Annotated in this window: 19 protein-coding genes; 3 read left to right on the forward strand and 16 right to left on the reverse strand. The window is 38.9% G+C overall.

Annotated elements, in window-relative coordinates; translation table 11 throughout:
- Positions 1 to 17 precede the first annotated feature (17 nt).
- From JOE23_RS12860 to JOE23_RS12930, 15 genes are all read right to left on the reverse strand, one after another.
- Entirely contained in the window at positions 18 to 1,046 is a 1,029-nt protein-coding gene (locus JOE23_RS12860) for a FecCD family ABC transporter permease (RefSeq protein ID WP_338021915.1), read from the reverse strand.
- The gene (locus JOE23_RS12865) at positions 1,039 to 2,046 is read right to left on the reverse strand and encodes a FecCD family ABC transporter permease (protein WP_204438948.1); all 1,008 of its coding nucleotides are present in this window, start codon (positions 2,044 to 2,046) and stop codon (positions 1,039 to 1,041) included. Before JOE23_RS12865 ends, JOE23_RS12860 begins: the two co-directional genes overlap by 8 nt.
- A 20-nt stretch (positions 2,047 to 2,066) precedes the next feature.
- Complete coding sequence (locus JOE23_RS12870; protein ID WP_204438950.1) at positions 2,067 to 3,062, reverse strand: ABC transporter substrate-binding protein; 996 nt, start codon at positions 3,060 to 3,062, stop codon at positions 2,067 to 2,069.
- 92 nt (positions 3,063 to 3,154) lie between these two features.
- The gene (locus JOE23_RS12875) at positions 3,155 to 4,771 is read right to left on the reverse strand and encodes an ABC transporter substrate-binding protein (protein WP_204438951.1); all 1,617 of its coding nucleotides are present in this window, start codon (positions 4,769 to 4,771) and stop codon (positions 3,155 to 3,157) included.
- Between the two features lie 103 nt (positions 4,772 to 4,874).
- On the reverse strand, positions 4,875 to 5,813 hold the full coding sequence (locus JOE23_RS18310; RefSeq protein ID WP_204438952.1) for an N-acetylmuramoyl-L-alanine amidase: 939 nt from the start codon (positions 5,811 to 5,813) through the stop codon (positions 4,875 to 4,877).
- Positions 5,794 to 6,060 (reverse strand): SPP1 phage holin family protein, encoded by a 267-nt coding sequence (locus tag JOE23_RS12885; RefSeq protein ID WP_204438953.1) that lies wholly within the window; start codon positions 6,058 to 6,060, stop codon positions 5,794 to 5,796. The genes JOE23_RS18310 and JOE23_RS12885 overlap by 20 nt, the downstream gene beginning before the upstream one ends.
- A gap of 4 nt (positions 6,061 to 6,064) precedes the next feature.
- A complete protein-coding gene (locus JOE23_RS12890; protein WP_204438954.1) occupies positions 6,065 to 6,343 on the reverse strand; it encodes a hypothetical protein in 279 nt (92 codons plus the stop codon).
- Positions 6,344 to 6,794: 451 nt separating this feature from the next.
- Positions 6,795 to 6,953, reverse strand: a complete 159-nt coding sequence (locus JOE23_RS12895; RefSeq protein ID WP_204438956.1) for a hypothetical protein — start codon at positions 6,951 to 6,953, stop codon at positions 6,795 to 6,797.
- The gene (locus JOE23_RS12900; RefSeq protein WP_204438958.1) at positions 6,950 to 10,849 is read right to left on the reverse strand and encodes a phage tail spike protein; all 3,900 of its coding nucleotides are present in this window, start codon (positions 10,847 to 10,849) and stop codon (positions 6,950 to 6,952) included. The genes JOE23_RS12895 and JOE23_RS12900 overlap by 4 nt, the downstream gene beginning before the upstream one ends.
- Before the next feature lie 11 nt (positions 10,850 to 10,860).
- Entirely contained in the window at positions 10,861 to 12,402 is a 1,542-nt protein-coding gene (locus tag JOE23_RS12905) for a distal tail protein Dit (protein WP_204438960.1), read from the reverse strand.
- Positions 12,403 to 12,414: 12 nt separating this feature from the next.
- A complete protein-coding gene (locus JOE23_RS12910) occupies positions 12,415 to 13,926 on the reverse strand; it encodes a phage tail protein (RefSeq protein ID WP_204438961.1) in 1,512 nt (503 codons plus the stop codon).
- Positions 13,927 to 13,928: 2 nt separating this feature from the next.
- Positions 13,929 to 14,213, reverse strand: coding sequence for a hypothetical protein (locus JOE23_RS12915; RefSeq protein WP_204438962.1), 285 nt, complete (start codon positions 14,211 to 14,213; stop codon positions 13,929 to 13,931).
- A gap of 83 nt (positions 14,214 to 14,296) precedes the next feature.
- A complete protein-coding gene (locus JOE23_RS12920; protein WP_204438963.1) occupies positions 14,297 to 14,656 on the reverse strand; it encodes a tail assembly chaperone in 360 nt (119 codons plus the stop codon).
- 108 nt (positions 14,657 to 14,764) lie between these two features.
- Complete coding sequence (locus JOE23_RS12925) at positions 14,765 to 15,298, reverse strand: phage major tail protein, TP901-1 family (protein ID WP_204438964.1); 534 nt, start codon at positions 15,296 to 15,298, stop codon at positions 14,765 to 14,767.
- Between the two features lie 529 nt (positions 15,299 to 15,827).
- Entirely contained in the window at positions 15,828 to 16,259 is a 432-nt protein-coding gene (locus tag JOE23_RS12930) for a transcriptional regulator (RefSeq protein WP_204438965.1), read from the reverse strand.
- Between the two features lie 204 nt (positions 16,260 to 16,463).
- Here JOE23_RS12930 and JOE23_RS12935 point away from each other — a divergent pair, with 204 nt between their 5' ends.
- Complete coding sequence (locus JOE23_RS12935; RefSeq protein ID WP_204438967.1) at positions 16,464 to 17,087, forward strand: LexA family protein; 624 nt, start codon at positions 16,464 to 16,466, stop codon at positions 17,085 to 17,087.
- Positions 17,088 to 17,324: 237 nt separating this feature from the next.
- Here JOE23_RS12935 and JOE23_RS12940 read toward each other — a convergent pair whose 3' ends face one another.
- Positions 17,325 to 17,618, reverse strand: a complete 294-nt coding sequence (locus JOE23_RS12940; protein ID WP_204438970.1) for a hypothetical protein — start codon at positions 17,616 to 17,618, stop codon at positions 17,325 to 17,327.
- Positions 17,619 to 17,760: 142 nt separating this feature from the next.
- Here JOE23_RS12940 and JOE23_RS12945 point away from each other — a divergent pair, with 142 nt between their 5' ends.
- Both JOE23_RS12945 and JOE23_RS12950 read left to right on the forward strand, forming a co-directional pair.
- Positions 17,761 to 18,264 carry an Hsp20/alpha crystallin family protein gene (locus JOE23_RS12945; RefSeq protein ID WP_204438972.1) on the forward strand — a complete coding sequence of 168 codons (504 nt, stop codon included), beginning with the start codon at positions 17,761 to 17,763 and terminating at the stop codon, positions 18,262 to 18,264.
- 67 nt (positions 18,265 to 18,331) lie between these two features.
- Positions 18,332 to 19,486 carry an agmatinase family protein gene (locus tag JOE23_RS12950; protein WP_204438974.1) on the forward strand — a complete coding sequence of 385 codons (1,155 nt, stop codon included), beginning with the start codon at positions 18,332 to 18,334 and terminating at the stop codon, positions 19,484 to 19,486.
- Positions 19,487 to 19,587: the final 101 nt, after the last annotated feature.

The raw sequence follows: 19,587 nt of genomic DNA on the forward strand, positions 1-19,587 counted from the left end.
AATTCCACCTCCGCGACCTACGATTTGTTAAAGTTTTTAAATAATAAATACATAAAAAATGGGACGCCAATAATTGAAATAACAATACCAACAGGAAGTTCAGCTGGAGCAAAAATGACTTTAGCAATCAGATCTGCTGCTACAACTAACAACATGCCCATCAAACCACTGACTGGCAAACTGTATCGATGATGACGACCGATTAATTGTCGACTAATATGTGGTGCAATTAAGCCAACAAATACTAAACTCCCAGAGATTGAAACCGAAGCACTTATGACACCGATACTACTTAACAGTAAGATGATCTTTTCTTTTTCCACTGCGACACCTAATCCCATTGCTTTTTCTTCACCTAACTGTAACAAATCAAGCACAGTAGCCTTATGAAAAATAAGCGGAACACAGCAAATAAGCCATGGTAGAATCATTGCAATATTAAGCCAATTGGCATTGGACACACTTCCGCGGATCCAAATGGTGGCCATTTCAAAATCTTGTGGCGCCATTTTCAATGAAACAAACAAGATAAGCGCGCTGAGTCCAGCACTAATCGCTATTCCAACTAAAATTAACCGTTGCGGATCAAGTTGACCTTGCTTTCGAGAAAAAAAGTAAATAAACAGGGCGGTAAATAACCCCCCCACCCATCCGAATAGTGGCATCATGATTGCTCCAGACCAGCCAACGTCTGTTAATTGGCCTTGAAAGAAAAACATAAACAAAATGATTGCTGCGCTTGCTCCTGTATTAATTCCTAAAATACCCGGATCTGCTATTTCATTTCTTGCCATACCTTGAAGGACGTTTCCACTAACACCTAGACCAAAACCAACAAGTATCGCAACGACAATTCGAGGCAAACGAAAGTCAAAGACAACCAATTTAAAGGCTGGATCATTTTCAAACCCTAAAAGGGTATTGACCACTTCACTTACTGATATTTGAAAACTACCTTGTGTTAAACTGGTAAATACGATCATCATCAACAACAAAAAGCTCACTAAACATGTTATCCAAAATCTGCTATGTTTTTGACTAGACACTTGCTTTTCCTCCCCGTGTTCGAATTAAGTAGAGGAAAAAGGGCACACCGATTAGTGATGTGACGACACTGATTGGCGTTTCAAACGGGTAGTTAATAAATCGACTTAACAGATCAGATAGGGTTAAGAATATGGCCCCAATCACACCAGCACAAGGGATGATCCAGCGATAATTACTGCCAACTAAAAAACGCGTCAGGTGCGGAATGATTAGGCCAATAAATGCAATATGACCAACTAACGCAGCAGAAATGCCTGTCAATATAATAACAGCCAACATAGCAAGCCATTTGATATACGCTGTCTTTTGACCTAAACCAATAGCTACCTCTTCTCCTAATGATAGAATGGTGATTCCACTGGAAAGCACCAGAGCTAAGCCAATCCCGATCACCCCAAATAGAATAGCCCATTTCATTAAAGCAGGGTCCAGTTGATGCAACCGTGCATTGTACCAAAAACTAATATCTTGTGAAATATGAAAGTAAGTAGCAAGCCCTGCAGAGACGCTACTTAAAAAGGTCCCTACTACTGTCCCAATAATCGCTAATTGAACAGGAGAAAAACCATTAAGCAGGCGCGAAGCAAGCCCGATAACAAGTAAGACAGATAAAGCTGAGCCTACTAATGAGTAACCAATCATCTGGAGCGAGGATGTTTGTGGAATGAAGATCATCGCTAAAGTAATTGCAAACACAGATCCATCTGTAACAGCCATAATCGAAGGGGATGCAAGATAATTTCTTGTTACCCCCTGCATCATTGCACCAGATATAGCTAAAAATCCACCGATCAACAATGATCCTATTGCTCTAGGCATCCGAGAATGCCAAATAATCTGATGATCAACATTTTCTGCGTCAAATGCAAAAAATGCTTGTTCAACCGTGGTTAAACTAATTTCTTTCGCACCATAGATAATAGATAAAAGGGTTACCATGATCATAATTATTGGTGAGGCCATAAGGATTAGCACAGGGATGGTACGTTTCTTTTTCATATTACTCAACCTTGTCTCGATTAATTTCCAACTATTTTTTCATTAATTACATCTAGAAAAGTGATACGACTATAAGCGGTTCCACCTTCGAGAAGTGGATCAACGCTATTTAAATAAACCTGATCATTTTTTACCGCTTCAATACTTTGCCAAATCGGGTTATTTTCTAATTCTTCAATGACGTCTGGCTGATCTTGATTTTGGCTTTTTTCCATCTGTACGAATACATAATCAGGGTTAAGGTCGCTAAACATCTCTAGTGAGATCACTTCTTGTGCTTCCGCAGCTTGAATGGCTTCAGGCGCTTCGAGGCCAAGATCATCATATAATAGATCGTTAAAATAAACATCCTCTGGATAAATCATAATATTGCCATTACGAATCCGCACCATTACAAGCACTTCTTCAGCCAATTCATCCGCTATATCCGCTTTCACACTTTCTAGATCTTGAGCATAATCTTCCAAGATAGACTCTGCTTCACTCGTTTTACCAGTTACCGCTGCCAGTAATTTTAAGTTTTCCTGCCAATTTGACGCAATATGAGAAACCGGAATCGTTGTTGCCACTTTGTCTAAGTCTGTTGCTACATCCTCTGGGAATTTAGCAGTACTCAGAATTAAATCCGGATCAAGTTGTAAAATCGTCTCAACATTTGGTTGTTGTTTTTCTCCGATAGCTTCAGCATGTGTTGTGATTGACTGATACAAGTCTGGAAATGCTCCACCTACCGTAATCGCACCTGTTGGCTCGACCTCGAGTAATAAGGCATCTTCCATTGCCTCCATACTTCCTGTAATGACAAGACTCTCTATCAAACCATCAACAGGGTACGTTTCTCCTAGATAAGTCACTTCCGTTAATGTTTCTTCGACCTGATCATCGTCTGCTACGACTTCTTGCTCTGGATCAGCTGTAACCTCTAGATCCTCTTCTTGATCTTGGTCTCCACATGCAACCAATAGAGCAAAAACGAAAGCCCATAGGCTATATTTGATTAATCTTTTTTTTATCATTGTTTTCTTCCTTTCCACTTATTGTTGATATTGATTCTCATTTTCAATGATAAAGATCATTATACATCTCGTCCATGTAGAATTTGAGGTTTTTATTTTGACAAACTCTCGAATCTTGCTGTTAATTCTGCTAAAACACGTTGATAGGCATAAGCTGAACACTCACGCCAAGGATCGGAAGCAATATGAAAGACTTGTTGATAGCGCACCGCTTTTAATCCCTGCCACACCAATGTCTCTTCCATAGCTGCCCACTGCGCAAGCGTCTCTGTTTCTTGACAAATATTTAATAAAATCCAATCTGGATTTAAGTTTAATAGTTTTTCTAAAGAAAGCGGTTGTTGATTTGCCATAGGTAATGCCATAGCCGTTTGAAATGATAGTTGATCAAAAATAAGCTCCCGCATGGTTGCCGAATAATCTAAGTACAAGGTGCCTTTATAAAATCGTAATGGTAAAAAGCGTCTTCGTTTCACATCATTAGGCAATGCTTGTTTACTATGGTAAAGATCGTCTTGATAGCGAATTAACCAGTCACTATATTCTTGTTCCTCACCTAAGTATTGTGCAATCACCCTTATTTGATCTATACAAGATAGCGATTGATCATAAAAGAACACAGGGGCAATAGCTAATAGTTGGTCAATTTCTTCTGGTGCTTGTCCACTTTTACATATGATCAAGTCTGGCTTACTCGCTTTTAACAGTTGGAGATTATGCCACCTATCTTTATTAATTTGAAATGCACTTAAGTGGACGGGAATATCGTAACGGTATTTTTGATAATAGTATGCTGTCCACTTTGGATGAATCGGGGCTGCATACGGATAAATATTTAACGCCAACAGATGTCCCGTTGATGATAAGTCGTAAGCAGCAATTTTCCGCTTTCTTTGCTTGCGATATAAAGAAGGAGACACCCCAACGATTTGCTTAAATTTTTTACTTAAATAGAATTCATCTGAGTAGCCGACTTGATTAGCAATCGAGCGTAATTTATCTTCTGTCTGAATTAACAACTGTTTTGTTTTATTCGTTTTTTTCCTTGTTATATAATCGCTCACATTCTGTCCATAAACCTTTTTAAACATTTCTGCAAAATAAGCCTGGCTCAATCCGGTCTTTTTTGCTAAATAAGCCATAGAAAGCGGTTGATCAAAATGCGTATCAATGTAATGCTTAGTCTCTGCTAGCAATTGATCCGTTCGTTTATTTTCTAATGATTGCTCTTGATCAGTACATAATGCGATGATTTGTTCAAACACTAATCGCTTTTTAAATTGATCAAGTGAACACTCGTGATTAGAAAGTGTGACTAGTTGATCGATGCGTTTTAATACTTTCTGTGAATCGTTTAAATAATAACTGCCTTGGAGAGGAAAGTCTTGATATGGAAGGACATACTCTGATTGATCGATATTAATGATCTGAAAGCTTATCTTTGTATAATTAAACACATCGTCGTCAATTGACGTTATTTGATACACTTGATTCGGGTGAATAAAGCAGATGCCCTCAGTGGCTAAATGGATATCGTGCTGGTCAATTTGCACAAGTGCCTTTCCACTTCTAATCATAATAAATTGATATTGTGTCGCTAAACGATGCGCGACAGCACCTGCTTGCTTTTGTTCAATATCATGTAATACAAAACCGACGGCACTCCAATTAAAATTGTGCTTTGGAAACTGTTTATTATTGATCATCATTATGTTCCTTTCCTTCTATTATAATTGATATTGAATATCATTATCAATTATAATAGAAGGAACCACTCTTTGTATACATATAGAATGGTTCCACTCTTATTCCTCATTGTTGACGTCTTAGCTTTGCCAACAATTCCGTGTTTTGACTAGCCGTCCCACGATAATTTGCAATGCCAAATTGTTGTGCCAAGTCTTTTCGATGAGCAAAACTAGCATCTTCACCCATACTTTTTAAATAATCAACCACACTTGTTGTATCGAGATCACCAGTGGCATCTGATGATAATACAGGTTGTTGTGATTGATTATTATCACGCAACTTATTCAGTAGCGACAAATTTTGCTCAGCCGTTCCTTGATAATTCGTGATACCATGCGTTTCCGCCAACTTTTTACGATTTTGATATGAATGATCTTTTCCCATTGCATTCAAATAATCAACAATACTGTTACCTTGGTAAGTTCGTGTTTTTTCATCTTCACTAGCTTCTGATTGCTGTCGTTGCTCGAGTTGAAATAAACCTACTAAGCCATTGACGTGTCCTTGAGCAACTTGTCTAATCCACGTTTGATCACGCATGTTAACCGCATCATCTGCATGATCAATAAAGCCATTTTCCGTTAAAAGCGCCGGCATACGTGACGCCCTTAACACATGAAAGTTAGCTGTCTTTTTCCCTCGATTCCGCATGCCAATCCGCTCAACGATACTTTGATGCATCACATCACGCATTGCCGAGGTATCAGATCCAGATGAGAGTTGGTTATAAATAAAATCTTCATAGCCCGTTCCCCCACCAGCGTTAATATGAATACTCAAAAAATAGTCAGCACCCCACTGATTAGCGTCATCCGTCCGCTGCTGCAAACGAACTGTTCGGTCACTGGTACGACTCATTCGGACATCTACCCCTTGATAGCGACGTAATAACCGATTTATTTCATGAGCAATATCTAATACCAGATCTTTCTCCTGCAAACCATCCGCAACCGCCCCTGGATCGGTCCCGCCATGACCTGGATCAAGATATATTTTTACCATCCTGTTTACCTCCTTTTAAGTGTTGGTCTGCATGTTGCGCTTCTAAAGTGAAACTATTATTCTTCCAACTTGCCCAAACGGTCACGATAATTGAAATCAACACAGATACCCCTTGATAAATATCATCATCCGTAAAAGGCAAAAGTTTAAAGTCAAAAAAAGAAAGACCTAGCTGATTTAACAACATTAAAAAAAGGGCGATCATTCGCCCCCACGTTTGTTTATTGACACCTTTGATATTTAACATCTATTCACCCCCGATAAATCAAAATAATTAACGTAATTAAAGCAAACAGCCAACCACCCCACTCACGAATCGTTTGACCTAATAATTGCTTGCCCTCACGCTTCGCTTCGATTTTATTAATCTTCTCTTCTACAAAGCCTAGCTTCTCACGCAAGCCATTATATTTGTTAATCATCTTTCGCGTTTCACGCATTTCTAAGCGCAATTCATTAAAATCTACTTGAACCTGGTTAAGCTGTTCAAACAACTCCTTATTGGTATACCATTGACCACGCTCACCCATCTATACCTCCCCTCCTTTAAAATAAGGAAATGATACCGGTTCACCAGAGCAACCCGTATCATTAAACACTTAGCGATTATTTCTTTAATAGATTTGGAATAAACCGAAACTTCAATCAGCGAGCGTGGGCCTACAGGGTGTAGGTCATGCAGACGTTGCCACAGGACGTGGCGTTCTTTGTCTACGATCTTACCCGCTCACTGATGGTTTTGCGTGGATCAGGATATTAGTTTCCGTCTAAATAGATGAGCTCTACTCTCTATTTTGAGGCGAGCGTATTATGGACGGTTATCTCTGATAACATGCAATCAACGACATTACAAAAATCCCTATTCGTTTGTTCTATAGCAAATAAGTTAGTTTTTTCTTAAACTTGGGACCAACATAGTTTAACTTCATTGCTTCCTGTCGTTTTGCTAAAATTTTATCCATTTTAATGAAAAAAACAAGCCTATTCGACTGGTTGATCTTGATTACTTGATTGTTGATTCTCTTGTTTTAATCGCTCGTTTTCTTCTACCAACACAGCAATTTTTTTATTTGCCTGTGCTAATTGATTCGACCATTCCATCGATACAACATCCATAATTTTATTAATATCTTGATTCATACTTTAGCCTCCAATTTTTTTATTTTTGTGTCTAAATCATCTACTTTTTCTTTTAGGTCTTTAACGATAGGAATCAAAAGCGTCCAAGCCCGTTCTACAATATTTTCTATCTCCCCGCCAATGTAGTCCACATACTCAGGTAAACCTACATCTTCAAAGTCATCTGCAATAATTCCATAATAGCGTTTAAGCCCATCTATACTGTTATCATTACGTTCGATCTCTCCTTTGTCATACCATGATTTAGGTTTTATTTCCAATATTTTATAAGGGTCTACGTTAGCTAATTCAATTTCTGTTTTATATTTTTTGGCTGATGTAACTCGGTAGAATCTAGCTTCACTTGAACTACTAGCAAAAGAAATCCTCACATTGGTTGCATTACTAGATGTTAAATTCCAAGTTGCTGGAGAGTATAAGTAGCCTCTTTGGTCTACCCACAAGTCACTTCTAAAGGAACTACCCGAATCATGCGACCTTACATGAAAAGGGGAGCCATTTGTCCGATTTCCATAAAACACCCAATCATTTCGATATATAGAAATGATATTCCCGTTGTATCCACCAAACATCAAACCATTATCTCGACCTGCACCTGCAGCTGCGTTTGGCAACGTCAATCCGCTTTCAACATGTATTTGACCGTCCGGAAAGTAGGTATCGTTTGCATGGATCCGCAAAGTGTTCCCCCCAACAATTTCGGATATTCCGTTGTCCCACGCCCAACTACTTCCCCAGCTAAACCCCACGTGCCAATCAGGCAACCCTGTTCCGGGACCACCAGTTCCAACTGCAAACTCATGAGAAGATCCTTTTTCAAAAGTGATAAGTGATGGAGCTATGGTTTCAAAGTCTGTTTCTTCGAAAAATGTCTCTATTGAGATTCTTTCTATTCCAGTATCTCTATTTATTACAAAAAAGCCTTCATTGTTTAGCACGATATCGTTTTCTTCGCCTTTTTGGGTTATTGTTGATCCATTTATATTAACACCAGTTATATCACCCGCCGTTATTGTACCTAAATTAGCACTGATTGCCGAAAGATTAGCCGCATCTATTTTATCTGCTGTAACACTGGCAATCTTGGCATCAGTAACCGCTAAATCATCTATCTTAGCTTCTGTGATTGCAGCCTTAGCAATTTTAGCGTTAGTAATAGCGCCACTTTGGATAGCCGCATTTCCGACTGCTAGCTCTGCTATTATCCCACTCTCAGCCGTTATAGTACCTGTCGCTATCTCGTTAGCTGTAATAGTGTTAGCGTAAATATTTCCTCCGTCAATATACGTTGTATCTTCGTAGCCCCACAATTTCAACGGGGCATTGTCTGCGTAAGCTTGATGATCTTCTGGTGCAGGCGACCAATCTGTGGACTTGTTGCCCTCCTCCAATTGTATTTCGCGCATTTTATAGTGACCATGACTCCCGTGGACGTAAAAGCAAAATGTAAAATAGTTATTACCAATACTCTCATTAAGAAGGAATTCGCAATGTTGCCACACGCCAGGTTGTATATTATATTTAGTATTAATATTGGCAAAAGTAATATTACCAGTGCCAGTATCAACAAAAGTTAACCCTGACCCCGATCCATTACCTCCGTCCTGATCTGGGTTATCCCAATGTCTCATTGTTACTACAGTGTGACTAGATTCCGGAATGGAATCTACTTTAAAATCAAAACTGACTATATATTGTCTTGTTCCCGATCCTTGACCTTTTGTTACTTTTTCGTTGCGTATTGGTGTTGCGCGATCAACAGAATTTTCGACATGTAATATATGGCTGTTGGGCTTATCGTCCTCAGGTGGAATCACTGACCATTCAGTCAGTATAGTTTGTCGCCAATTGCTACGCCCATCATTAAATGTAGAGTTTAACAGTAGATTTCTTCCACCAAACTCAATCTTAGTCGGATCGTACCCATCATCAAACTGTACCCCGCTACCGATCTGTATACGCTCAGTAGCAATAATACCTGACGTTATTTTTTCGGCATCAAGATTATCAATTTTAGCGTTAGTTATAGCGCCGTTTTGTATAGCGGCTGTACCAACTGCTAACTCTGCGATTTTAGCACTTGTAATGGCGTAATTTTCAATTTTTTCTGTCTCAACTGAACCTTCTGCAAGCTTTTCAGCTGTTACCGCTAGGTCATCTAACTTAGCATTATTGATCGCGCCATTTTGAATTTTAATGGCAGATATAGAGTCGTTAGCTAGTTTTTCCTCGTCTACTGCGTTATCAGCTAATTTATCTTTAATAACTGAGCCGTCCGCTAGTTTTCCAGCCGTAACAGCAAGGTCAGCCAGTTTTTCAGCATTAATAGCACCCATTTCAACGTCAATATCCCGCACTCTGACGGTCTCTGCACTTACCTCTACCGAGTATCCTGATGCAGTTCCTCTTGTATTAACTGCCCTAACTCTGAAAAACCACATTTCGTTCGTTTCCGCTTCAAACATAACACTTCCGGCCTTACCACTCCAAACCATATTGCTAAGGGCGGGCGTAAATCCCGGCGTTTGTGACGCATATACTTCATATGCAGCAATCGTTGACGAATTGTTATAAGACCACTTAACCGCTATAACCTTAAAAAAGCCCTCCGCTTCAACATTTTGTGGTATTTGCGGTGTGTCATCTTTAAAGTTGCTATCGTCTATCTCGACGTTTTCAACCGCTGTGTCTGCATAGCTTGTTGAGTTGTTGTAAGCAGTTAAATCACGTTCCTCAATTTCTTCTTTGTTGTACGTGTATTCTTGCAACTCATTAAAGCTAATTCTAGCATTGATTTGTGCTTGCAACTGTCGCCAAATATTCGTTACCTCTTCCTCGGTAAACTCAATAAAGTCCCCTAGCTCAATGTGCTTATTTGACTTATTAAAAATATCGCGGCGCTGTTCAAAAACACGTGCTTCAATATACAATGGCGGACTAAATTTTTGGTCCTTGATGCGAATGGTATCCCCGAATCGAATTTGCTTGTTTTGCATGTCAGGGACGTTTTCAAGATCAACAATGTCGCATTCATAGGTAATAAACGCATGAATACGTTTATCAAGTTCTGTGCGACCATATTGCGCTAATTGTTCTAACGTCAACTCTGATTGGTTTGACTGTGGTTCAAAGACATCGACTAAATGTTTTAATTCACCTGTCACTGGATCTGGTCTGCCCCACCTTTGTAAGGCGTCAGCATTCTCCACTAAGGTTTCAAGACGTTCACCATCTTCATTTTCCGGACCTAAGCATAATAATGCGGTGTAGACTTGACTGACATCTTCCTTACGCACAATCCCCTCTAAGTCTTTACCAAACGTGATTTCTCGGCCCTTCCAGTCACCGACGCGTTCTAATAAGTCAACATAACGACCAACAATACGGCCACCTTCCGTTTCTGTTCTAAAGCTTAACTCGAGACCAAATTCGTTTGCGGCACGTTTTAGAAAAGCAAACGGATTGGTATAGCTGTCAATGTTAAACGTAGCGGTAGCATTACTGTCCATTCTTCCCGGACGCCATTCTGTACCATTAGTAGCAAAGCTCACCGCTGTTGTCGGTGTGTATCCTGTTAATGTTTGTGGTTCGACAACAGCAGCTTTTCTTAATTCTAAATAGCTAGCTAGTGCTAAGACCCGCACTTCCAAACCATTCGGGCCACGTGTTTTAACGACTTCATCAATAATAAATTCAGTGTAGCCTTGTTCTTCAGCAGGAATGATCATACGGTTTCGTTCAGTTAAATATTCAGCAAACTTTTTATCAGCTAAAGCAGTAAATTCAAACGTTTCTAGGTAGTCTTTGAGTGAACGTCTATGTTCATTCTGCAAAACACTTCCTTGATCAATTGTGTCTAAAATAACATTTGTCTGTCCATTTAAAACATGTATCATTTTATCACCTCCTATTTAAAGCGCTCTTGATAACGTACAGTTGTATTAAAATGCTCTTCTGGGTGCAGGATAAGTTCATTTTCTCCTGTTTTAAGGGTGAAATAATGGGCACCAAAGTCTTTAAGTGCCGTTACATCTGCACCATTTAAGAGCATCTCTTGATTTTTTGTATCAAACGTGATGATATCCCCCGGATAAGCCATATAAGGGATCTGATTTTCAGTCGATTGCGCTAATTTTTCTATCTTTAAGCGATTGACCCTGGCTAAGTAAGGGGCTCTTCGATCACGCCATGATCGGATATAAATTTGTGCGTATTTTACAGCACCGATCCATTCATTGTCGATATCGATAAAACGGCGTTCAATTAATGTGTTACTATCATGCACACCATTAACCACTTCAGCAAAATACATCGTTGTTTGATTGCCTTCACGACGCCAGCGGACAAAGAACATTGACGATCGCCCTAAATCATTGTAATTAAAGTTTCCAGACCCTACTAAATATCGCGTTGTTCCGTCAACATAATGTCCTACACGGCCAAGGCCACGGCGGTTATGAAAGTCTCGATTACCGTCACGAACACCAATTTTACCTAAATTATTTAACCCTTCATCAAACAGATGGATCTCAATTCTAAAGTTTTCCTCGGCCAAATTTGTACGTGTATCGAAAACAGCGGTTAACTCAAAGTCTTGGACAGGCTCTGGTAATTCCTTAATAATTGCTGGTCCATAACCATTCACATCTGAATCGCTAGAGGGGGTTCCATAGTCTGCAACAATGATTCCAGTCCCATCATAAGCAAAACTCCCTTCCGATATATGACCTGAAATAGGATCCACTTCGGTTGGTGAATCGTTCCATTTCGATAGGCCTTCACCACGCTCATCTAATATCGTTTGTCGAGTATCCACAATGGTTCCTTCATCCTCATCAACAGGATAACCCAATAATAAATATTCGTTTAAATGGTTCTGTACCATCGCAAAAGTAATCGGCGCTAGCACCTCGAATTCAAAAGTGGGATAAGCAGTTGCCGTTCCCTCATTGTTCACCTTGAGCGTATTAGACGAAAAAACCGATTCTTTCTCCTCACCATATTTATAAGGATCGGAACATAGGAAAACAATACTTGCGATAAGCGTATTGCTCTCTTCTTCCGGTAAAATATGACTTTGCATGGTTGCATAAAATAGAAAAGCCTCATCAGTAAACTGTAACTGCTTTTTTGATCCTTCCAATAAATAATTTAAACGTGATAAACGCTGTCTAAGTCCAGCACTACTTTTATCCGTTATTTTGTATTTGACTTCAATTTGACGATGTGTCAAATCAGGATGATCTTGTTCTAGTAAACCATCCATCCCCATGATGTTTATCGTTTCAATTAATTGTTCGCTTTGACTACGCCCCGTTACGGTTAACGTTGTAAAACTACCTTGATCGTCTGTTAATAATTGATCTAAATTATGACCATTAAACATCGTATTTAATGATAAGGAAGCACTCGATGTGCTCCCTGCTGTTGTATCCACAAATTGATACATATCGCTCACCTCCTAAGCAAATGATTTTTCTGTCCGATGGATACGATCTTGTTCATGATTAATATCTTCAACAAAGCGACGGAATTCTTGGTTTCCAATTGAGACATTAATAAATGCAGATTGTTTCTGACTAGATAATTGATGCTGATGCCTTTGATTTCTAAAAAGTTGGGAATCACGATGAATATGATTTACTTGACCGGCTACATCGAGATCTGAAATAGGGCGTTCGATTACACGAGCCATTGCCTCAGAGGCACGACGTAATTTCGTCCGTGAATGATTTAAGCCGATTTCCAACCCTTGCCCTGTATATCTACCATACTCTTTCATCAACTTCGACGGGCTGGCAATGCCTAATACTGATTTAATCGGTCCCGGTACCACTTTAGAGATGAGATTTCCTACCTTACTCGAAAGCCAGCTTCCCATTCCTTTAATACCTTCCCAGAACCCTTTTATTAAATCGCCGCCCCAATCCAGTGCATCGTTAAATAGATCAGTAAACCAACCACTAATCGAATCCCAAAGCGCTGTAAAAGCTGGTTTGACCGTCTGCCAAGCATTGTCCACTAAGCCTTTAATACCATCCCAAATGGAATTCCAGATCTTCAATACCGCTTCTTTCATCCCTTCAAAATCACCAGTGAACATGGAAGCAAAAAATTCAATAATGCCTAAAATGACATTAATGACCGTTTCAATAACAATCTGAATTCTCTCCCATGTTTTTTCGATAATATGTTTAACAATTGGCATTACGCGTTCAAAGATGTTTTGGATAATCGGTAAGACATATGCAATAATATCCTGCACCTTATCCATAACGGTCTCTATAATACCGTAGATAAAACTAAAGATGTTTTCAACGGCATCCATAATCGTCTCACCATGTTCTAACCAAAACGTCTGAATCTTTTCTAATTGTTCTTGAATAAACGTGATCACCTTTCCTAGAACCGTTTCGATAATCTCCCAAACATGATTCATAGCTTCTTGAATCGTTTCCCAGATCGATTCAAAGATGGTTTGCGCTTTTTCAAGAAGTACTTGACCATGTTCTTCCCACCAATCCGTAATAAACGTCCACACATTCGTAACCACATCAGCAATTTCCTCTACAATTGGCACAACGAAATCCCGAACAGCTTCAAAAACACGATTAACAATATTTTGAAAGGTCTCTGAATTTTGATAAAGCTCAACGAAAAGCATTGCTAATGTAGCCAATACTGTGGCGAAAATAACAAATTTATTGGCGGCAATCAACTTATCCCAAATGGTAAAAGCTTTATTTAGCTCTTGAACAGATTCCCAAATTTTTTTGAAAGATTCTTTGGTTTGATCTGCAAAGCCATTAATCTGTTCAGCTGATTTATCAAAGCCTTTGGCAATTTCATTAACCGACTCTGCTAGTTCGGTAAACGGGTTATTTGATAATTGTTTTTCGATCACACCAATAACACTTTTTATTTCACCAGCTGTACTTTGTAAAAAAATCGTAATATCATTAGCTTCTGACACATTTAAACCTCCCTTCCTAAATTAGCAACATAAGCTGCCTTTGCCATGTTTTTTTGTTTAGTTGATAGACTAACTTTCTTTTGAATTGGCCTTTCTATTTCCTTAATTCGCTTGTCATAGTCATAAAATTGTTTAAAACTCTGAAAAACTGGCACTTGCCGTTTTCCTTTTTCTTTAGTTGCTTTCACTTGTTGATGGAGCCATGCTTGCAGATGCATATCATATTCATCATCGATACGTTGTAATCGAAAGGCACGCATTCTCATCTTATATTCATATAAAGTCATCAACTCAATCTCACGTAACGATTGACAATTCAAATAGCGAAAGCAATTGAGAATAATCGATTCATAGGTTTCAACCGCTTGGTTTAACTTTCGCTCGCTTTTGCCTGTTGATTGAATGTTTTGATCGTGTGAATGACCGTCGCTGACTTCCCCATTTCAGTTTCGATCTGTTCAAATAGTTTGCTTAAATCGCCTTCTTTTTCTGCATACGTTTCAATAGCCTGATCAATCTCATGCATTGCAAAACCTAGGTGGGCGGTAGTTGCTTTAATCACCTCTGTTAATGCTACTGGATTAGCCTGTTGTAAATTCATATAAGCTAAGTTAACACCCATCCCAAATTCGAGGCCTTGATAATCGACTTTATACACTTGATCAAGCTCACGGCAAAATTTTAATCCAAACTTTAATTCAACTTCTCTATCCTTAATATAAAACTTCATTTCATAACCTCCTATTTTTAATAACCAAATTTGTAGCTTTCCATCCTCATCCGTTTGCGATAAGACATTTATTTCTCATTAATCGTGTAAAGAAAAAGGAGAAGGCGATTATGCCCCCTCATTTCCTTCCTCACCTTCTGCAACCGTGTCTTTAAACAAGTATTGGATCGCTTCTTCTTGTTCCTCTGTTAAGGTTGCAAAGCCGAATTGAGGCTCCATCTCAACGGTAAATGTACTTGAAATCGTTGCATCCTCTTCCGCACTAGAGACATCTTCCCATGAACCAAGGTAACCTTGTGCATAAATAGCCGGGTACTTCTCTTCATCATTTTTTAGTTCTTGATCAACAGTCACTTCCCAGATTTCTAGCTTTTCTCCTTTAATTACAGCCTCTCTTAACATCGCTGCAAGTGGATCTTTCTTCGTTTGAATCGCTTCAATACTAACTTCAGACTCTAGTTCTCCTGGTTTAACAATGGTGCCATCTTTCGTAATAATCGTCTCAAGTTCACGACTATAGCTAAAGGTATGGCTTGTTTGAAAAACAAGCTTGGCCGCTTGATTCTCCTGATCTGCTAACTTTCTAAATAATAAAATTTTATTTTTTCCTTCCAATACTGATTGAATAGCTGTTTCTGACATTTTTAATTTCCTCCCTAATATTTTTTAAGTAATTGATTTCAATTGTTTTTAATCGGTCAATACGTTGGTGATCGAGAATAATTCATAGCACTACCTCCTTGTTTGTTGGTGCAACCTTTTATTGACGTGTTGAGGTCAAGGCTTCAATTTATCGCCATCAAAAAAACGAAGATTCAGCTGTATGCTATCTCCGTTTTAACGCAAAAATTGATTTAATTGACTTAGCCTATTTCACTGCACTTTTCACCGTTGCTTCTTTGCTAAATTTTTATACACACTACCGCATGATGAAATCGATTCACGTATAAAACGAAACTTCAATCGGTGGGCGTTGAGTGAATCAGGAATTAGCCCCACCTTAGTAGTTTAATCGATGCCCTCTAGTTTGAAGCAGGCGATTTACGGACGATTATCTGTGATAAAAATAAAACAAAGCAACTGCTCGTCCTTCAGTTGCTATGCTCTAATTTTCTACACTACCATAATAGCACGGTTTTTGATTAAAAAAATGACATGGGAGTGACATTGCCTATCTCCAACCTAACACTTCAATCGTGACATGAATAATTTCATCTCGCCAACGCATTGCTTGTCGTTTACTAATAAAACATTGATCAGCAATGGCATCCCACGTATATTTATGATTTGACCAGTATCTCACTTTAACTAATGCTTGATATTCGGCTGGTAACTTTTCATAAACCGTATCAATAGCTTGAACAATTTGCTTTAAATAATCTAACTGTTTGTGCTTCGCTAATTGCAGGGCTGTCGTCTGCGTTGGATCACGAATAATATTAGCATGTCCACCTCCAATATTATCATCGCGTTGCCACGTTTCTTGATATGGATTGATAATAGTCTCTTCTAATCGCTTAATTTCCCTTAGCGTCTGCTGGTAATTTCGCCATTCAGCCTCTACTTTTTTAAATGTTTCTTTTGTTACTTTAATGTCATACACGATACCAATCTCCTTCATGGATTATTAAGTACCTTTAAAAGGTACTTTAAATTAAAAAAATATATATTCTTTGTGTTTTCTCTATATTTTATAATATAATACCTAAAAAAGGTACTGTCAACCCATATTCATACTTTTTAAAGGTATAATCACTTTACAAAACTAACTTAAAAAGGTACCATTAAAGGGAAAGGAGCGATAAAAATGAGTGACTTAAAACAAACTTTAGCACAGCAACTCAAGCAACAATTAGCACGAAAAGGGATCACACAAACAATGATGGCTAGAGATTTAGATATACCGGAAATGACCGTTTCTAACTGGATCAAAGGAAAAACGTACCCTAGACCAGACAAATTACAACGTCTTGCAGATTATTTTGGAACAACGAGAAGCGAATTGACAGAAGACCTACCAGATAACCTTACACCGATTGCAGCACAAAGTGTAGCGATCCCGATTCTTGGTACCATTGCGTGTGGTGATCCAATTACGGCTGAAGAGAATATAAAAGGCTATTATTATGAGTCCCCTGACACGTTGCCCAGCGGTCATTTGATCTGCTTAGAGGCAGCTGGCGAATCCATGTCACCTACCATTCCACACGGATCTGTGGTTTTGATTCGAGAACAACCTGAAGTTGAAAGTGGTGAAGTTGCTGCGGTACTTGTTAATGGCGCAACGGAAGCTACGCTGAAGCGTGTAAAAAAGCAAGGTGATACATTAATTCTCGTTCCGGATAATCCTAGCTATGATCCGATTGTCATTAACGAGGACAACCCAGCTAAAATTATTGGGAAGGCGATCAAATACACGATGCAATTATGATATCCATCCAACAATGGCCTAAACATCAAAGCTAGTGGTTTACTTAAGGGTTCTTGAACATTAGCATAAACACATACAAATCAGAGCACTTGCACTCGTCAACGTGCTCTATTTTGCGTTGGAAGTGTTAAGCTGCATAAACACATGTCCTGATAACTTTCTTTCTGTTCTTTTTGAGTAATTGAGCCACCTTGTCTCTCCTTGATTAACGATATAGATTAAAAAATTTTCATAAAGTTAACACTTTCCATTATCGTCTGGTTTTAATGCTTGATAATATGTTGCTTTTTCGGGAACTGTGCCTTTATCAATACACTGTTCGATAAAGAGACGCAATCTTTTATTTTGCTGAAACATGTGCTCATTCACTTCTTGTAAATAACTGATCTTATCCGTATTTGGGGTCGACCGCTGTCGTGCTAAATCGAATGATTTATTTGATTCCATCACTTGATAGTCTTCTTCAAGTTTTTTAACCAGCTTCTCTACTTGAATGAGGCGACTTTCAAATTGATCAAGCTTTGCCTTCATAGCTCAACGATACTCCTTTCTCTATTTCCTAGAAAACAGTTCCATTCATACTTTATATGCTAAAACACCCAGACAAAGACAAGCACAAAATCTGCTTTTTTTATTAAACTAAATATAAATGAGAGGAAAGGGGAAGTGAATATTGAATAAATATTGGCCAAAAAAATGGCATGATAAAATCCCCAATTTTCTTGGTGAAGATTTCTTTTCGAGCTTTGACTTTATTGAAGAGGAAGCAAATAGTAATGAAAATCAAACTGATCAGCCGAAACGAATCAAAAACAATGGTTCAAGCGTAAAGGTTAATATTTGTGAGTCCAACAATCAACTTCTTTGTATTTTTCGGGCGCCCGGTTTAAACCTAGAAGATGTTGAGATTGATGTTTATGATAAAACATTGGAAATCATCGGTACTGTGAGCGTTGATCATAAAGGCTTGAGTCCGATTCACATGGAACTTTATCAAGGACCAATTATCCGGAAAGTTCAGTTACCCTACCCTGCCCATCATGACAAAATTGAAGCGGCTTATCAAGATGGTTATTTATATGTGTGGTTGCATAGACTTATTCGATCAAAGGAAACACGACAAAAATTAGCAATAAAAAATTTTGAAGAAAATAAAGATACCAGTCATGATCTTTAATTTCTTGAATATAATGAATCGAATGAGAACGCCCACATTTAGATTATAGCGATCAGGAGGTGTTTCGTTGGGTTTCTTTGATAATCACGGTTTAAGTTATCGGCAAAAAAAAGCATTAGAAAGTGACCGTACCACTGATTTATTGGGAATTGAAAATGCCGAACAAGAGGCAAAAATCCCTGAAATCGAGCGAGAAAAAGAAATAGAGCGCTCACTCAAATATGGTCTAGAAGGGGCACCATCAATTGGAGATCGTACCATTTCCACCTTCTCTAGAGAAGGGAGACCACCTCAAGGTGGGATTCCCACTTTTTTAAGAACACCCTTTTTAGAAGATGTGCGCCATGTTGGTGAGTTTGATGTTGCCTTTATCGGTGTTCCGTTTGATATCGGTACCACTTACCGGGCTGGGACGCGATTTGGTCCTGAAGCAATGAGACGGATATCAAAATTATATACCCCTTATAGTTATGAAAAAGGGGTTGATTTACAAGAATCATTGAAAATGTGCGATGTTGGTGATATTTTCACCATTGCTAATATTGAAAAAAGCTTTGACCAAATTTATCGCGCAGTATCCCACGTTTTCTCACAAGGGACGCTCCCCGTTATGCTCGGAGGTGACCATTCAATTGGCTATCCTTGTTTAAGAGCAATAGCTGACCATGTTGATGGCAAAGTAGGTATCATCCATATGGATCGCCACTTAGATCTCCAAGAAAAAGATATGGACGAACGCATGCATACAACGCCTTGGTTCCATGCCACTAATATTCCAAATGCACCACCATCGAACCTTGTTCAAGTTGGAATTGGCGGTTGGCAAGTACCAAGAGAAGCGGTCAAAAACGTTCGAAAATTTGATACTACCGTTATCACAATGGATGATATAGAAAGACTAGGCATTGATCAAGTTGCGGATATTGCCCTAGAAAAAGCTTGGCATGGGGCTAAAGCGGTTTATTTAAGTGTTGACATCGATTCATTCGATAGTGGATTTGTTCCCGGTACGGGCTGGCCAGAACCAGGGGGGTTCTTACCACGCGAAGGCCTCCAATTTATTGACCGTGTTGCAAGTCAAGGTGTGTGTGGAATGGAACTTGTTGAAGTATCTCCACCTTATGATGTTAGTGATCAAACCGCATTATTAGGCACACGTGTGATTGCAGATGTTTTAGCAACAATGGTTAGAGAAGGAAAGATCGGAAAACAATTTAATTAATCATAATCGTATAAATGAAACGAACCTTCAATCAGTGGGTATTTTCGTTGTTCTCCCATTGATTGCAGGTTCGTTGAGTGGATCCGAACATTAGCGTCCGT

It is taken from the genome of Amphibacillus cookii (assembly GCF_016908375.1).
In the GTDB taxonomy this organism is placed as follows: domain Bacteria; phylum Bacillota; class Bacilli; order Bacillales; family Amphibacillaceae; genus Amphibacillus_C; species Amphibacillus_C cookii.

Bases quoted from the DNA above. Each gene is read 5' to 3' on its own strand.
- JOE23_RS12865 (WP_204438948.1), bottom strand. From the start codon at position 2,046: ATGAAAAAGAAACGTACCATCCCTGTGCTAATCCTTATGGCCTCACCA.
- JOE23_RS12870 (WP_204438950.1), bottom strand. From the start codon at position 3,062: ATGATAAAAAAAAGATTAATCAAATATAGCCTATGGGCTTTCGTTTTT.
- JOE23_RS12875 (WP_204438951.1), bottom strand. From the start codon at position 4,771: ATGATGATCAATAATAAACAGTTTCCAAAGCACAATTTTAATTGGAGT.
- JOE23_RS18310 (WP_204438952.1), bottom strand. From the start codon at position 5,813: ATGGTAAAAATATATCTTGATCCAGGTCATGGCGGGACCGATCCAGGG.
- JOE23_RS12885 (WP_204438953.1), bottom strand. From the start codon at position 6,060: ATGTTAAATATCAAAGGTGTCAATAAACAAACGTGGGGGCGAATGATC.
- JOE23_RS12890 (WP_204438954.1), bottom strand. From the start codon at position 6,343: ATGGGTGAGCGTGGTCAATGGTATACCAATAAGGAGTTGTTTGAACAG.
- JOE23_RS12895 (WP_204438956.1), bottom strand. From the start codon at position 6,953: ATGAATCAAGATATTAATAAAATTATGGATGTTGTATCGATGGAATGG.
- JOE23_RS12900 (WP_204438958.1), bottom strand. From the start codon at position 10,849: ATGATACATGTTTTAAATGGACAGACAAATGTTATTTTAGACACAATT.
- JOE23_RS12905 (WP_204438960.1), bottom strand. From the start codon at position 12,402: ATGTATCAATTTGTGGATACAACAGCAGGGAGCACATCGAGTGCTTCC.
- JOE23_RS12915 (WP_204438962.1), bottom strand. From the start codon at position 14,213: ATGACTTTATATGAATATAAGATGAGAATGCGTGCCTTTCGATTACAA.
- JOE23_RS12920 (WP_204438963.1), bottom strand. From the start codon at position 14,656: ATGAAGTTTTATATTAAGGATAGAGAAGTTGAATTAAAGTTTGGATTA.
- JOE23_RS12925 (WP_204438964.1), bottom strand. From the start codon at position 15,298: ATGTCAGAAACAGCTATTCAATCAGTATTGGAAGGAAAAAATAAAATT.
- JOE23_RS12935 (WP_204438967.1), top strand. From the start codon at position 16,464: ATGAGTGACTTAAAACAAACTTTAGCACAGCAACTCAAGCAACAATTA.
- JOE23_RS12940 (WP_204438970.1), bottom strand. From the start codon at position 17,618: ATGAAGGCAAAGCTTGATCAATTTGAAAGTCGCCTCATTCAAGTAGAG.